The sequence below is a fragment of the Xenorhabdus budapestensis genome (assembly GCF_002632465.1).
Taxonomy (GTDB): domain Bacteria; phylum Pseudomonadota; class Gammaproteobacteria; order Enterobacterales; family Enterobacteriaceae; genus Xenorhabdus; species Xenorhabdus budapestensis.
On sequence record NZ_NIBS01000070.1, the window covers coordinates 1 to 2477 of the forward strand.

Sequence of the window (2477 nt, forward strand, 5' to 3'; positions counted from 1 at the left end):
TCGCCATCACTTTGCAACAGCTTCAGCGCATAGGCGGCCTGCCGTACCCCTTCTTCTTCGGCGATAGCTAATATCTTGTGCTGGAGATTAGTTTCACCGAGATAGAACAGGCTTTGCCCGGTCATAGCGCTGTACTGGATGCGCTCTTCCTCCGGGATCAGGTTCAGTACCGCCTCCATCAGCGAGGATTTCCCGGCGGCGCTGCTGCTCTGGATCAGCACGGCTAACGGTTTGGGTAACTTTCGGCTCACCGCCGCCAGATAGCCCGCAAGCAGATTGGTGGATTCACCAACCACGCCACAGGCGGCTAAGTCAGCGGTAATACGTGCCGTCAGGTAGGGATCTTGCAGTAACGCCAGTGCCGCTTCCCGTTCAGCGATCCCCATCGCCGGTACGCGGGGTTCGGTGCCTGAGGTGGGTTGCTGTTGCCCCTGTTCGACGGCCAGCAACACCTGCCCCAGCGAACGCCGCAACTCAGCCTCTCCCAGCCCCAGTTCGGTGGCGGCCAGTCTGGCATAGCTGTTTCGGCTGCGGGCACTCATCAGGTCAACCCCGTCGGCGAACAGGACGCCGCTTTGTGTGTCCAGCACCTGAGCATTGAGTTTCATCGTGGCAGCGCCGGCTTTGACTGCGCCCATGCCCCGTAAGCACCATTGGAGTGTGCCGATCGAGATAAGCCGCTCGCCATGCTCACCGGATTCACAGACGACATTCGGCGTCACGCGGGGTACGGGTCCAGCGGCTAAAGGGGAAGCGGGTTCTGGCGCGGTGTCCGGCTCAGGCGTCTGGCGCTCAAGGGCGACCATATCCGCTGCCTCCTGCATCGGTACAGCACTCTCAATCAGCAGGGCAAAGGCCGATTCGGGTTCGGCCATCTGGCACAGATACCCGTTGGCATCCTGATCTGGCGGGAACACTATACGCAGCGGCGTGATCCCTTTGGCAACCAGTGCTGCCGCCAGTTTGACGGCGGCATCATTGCCGGCGGTATCATTATCAAAGGCGATCAGCACCTGCTTAATGCCGTGCTGTTCGAACGCCTGCCAGTGATCCGCGGTGACGCCGTTCACCCCGTAAGCGGCTGTCACATTGCGCTGCCCCGTCACCCAGAACGACAGCGCATCAATCAGCGATTCGCACAGGATCAGCGATTTTGCAGCCCCCAGTGCCTGCTCATTCCAGACCCCGCGGTGCGCGCCCGGCAGGTAAAGATGCGAGACCGTATCACCGCGCAGCCGCTCGCCGATTTTGCGTCCGTACAGTTCGTGAACCTGCCCCTCAGCGCTGATAACAGGGATAACCAGCGAGCCACGCAGATGCTCACGCCCGTTCTCCCGCAACACCCCGGCCGCTATCAGGCGGCGGCGGATCTCCTCGCCGGCTTTGACTTTTTTCGGTGGCAGACGGTAGCCCAGTGTGCGGTTGGCAAAGCCCAGTTTAAACTGCGCGACTAATTCAGGATGATTGAGCCGCCGCTTCGCCAGATAGGCCTGCGCTTCCGGGGCATTCAAAAGTGTATGGTGATAAAACGCAACCACCCGTGACAGCAACACCTGTTGCCCGATGGCATCACTGGTCAGCTCTTCCGGCTGCACCAGCGGCTCGACCGCCGGATTGTGCCCCAGCACGGCACGCAGGCGTTCCACGGCATGGCGCAGGCTCAGGCCCTCGGTTTGCATGACCCAGTCCAGCACCGACCCGCCCGCATCACAGCCAAAACAGTGGTAGAGATTTTTCGCTGGGGTAATGACCATCGAAGGCGTTTTCTCCTCATGGAACGGGCACAGCACGGTCATGTCTTTACCGCGCTTAAACAACTGCCGGCCTTGTTGCTCAATGATGGCAACTAAAGAGACAGCGGCTTTCAGGTGCTGTAATTCTGCTTCGGGGATGCGAGCCATATCTTAATCCTTTAAAACTGCGTCAAGATTCATATTGATGATATATATAGTCCCTGATATGATACTATCAGTCAAGCGATAAAAAAGGGAGGCTTATAGTGATGTCAGTTACAGCAACTTTGGAATTTCCTATGAGCTTTTCTGATAAATTAGCCGCTTCCCGTAAAGAACTTGGTTTCACTCAACAACAAATGGCTGACAAGATTGGGATGCACGTTTCACAGTACAAGCGCTATGAGGCGGGCACTTCTCAACCCACGATTGATGTATTCAGACGGATTGCATTAGCGTTGAATGTCAGTGCGGATATGCTTCTTTTCGAACCGGATGAACGTGGCCCTGATGATCGCCTTAAACTCCAGTTTGAAGCACTTTCACAGCTAGACGAGAAAGAGCGGGAGGCTGTTGAAACAGTGATTAACAGCATCTTACATATGCACGATGCTAAACGCTGGACAGTGAAGAGTAACTAAAGAAGAGGCAGAACTAACGCGGTATTGGGATGCTGAGAACATCCCGACACCGCTCACCACAACCAACTAGCAAGGAGTTGAATGATGGCTAAGGCGCATTCTA

Annotated in this window: 2 protein-coding genes; one reads left to right on the top strand and one right to left on the bottom strand. The window is 56.5% G+C overall.

The genetic code is table 11. The features are described 5' to 3' along the window. Positions 1–1901 (bottom strand): CHC2 zinc finger domain-containing protein (locus tag Xbud_RS18755; protein WP_099137497.1); only part of this gene is annotated, 1901 nt, incomplete at its 3' end. Positions 1902–2032: 131 nt separating this feature from the next. Between Xbud_RS18755 and Xbud_RS18760 the strand changes: the two genes are divergently transcribed. Beyond that, on the top strand, positions 2033–2374 hold the full coding sequence (locus Xbud_RS18760) for a helix-turn-helix domain-containing protein (RefSeq protein WP_099137498.1): 342 nt from the start codon (positions 2033–2035) through the stop codon (positions 2372–2374). The last annotated feature ends 103 nt before the right edge of the window (positions 2375–2477 follow it).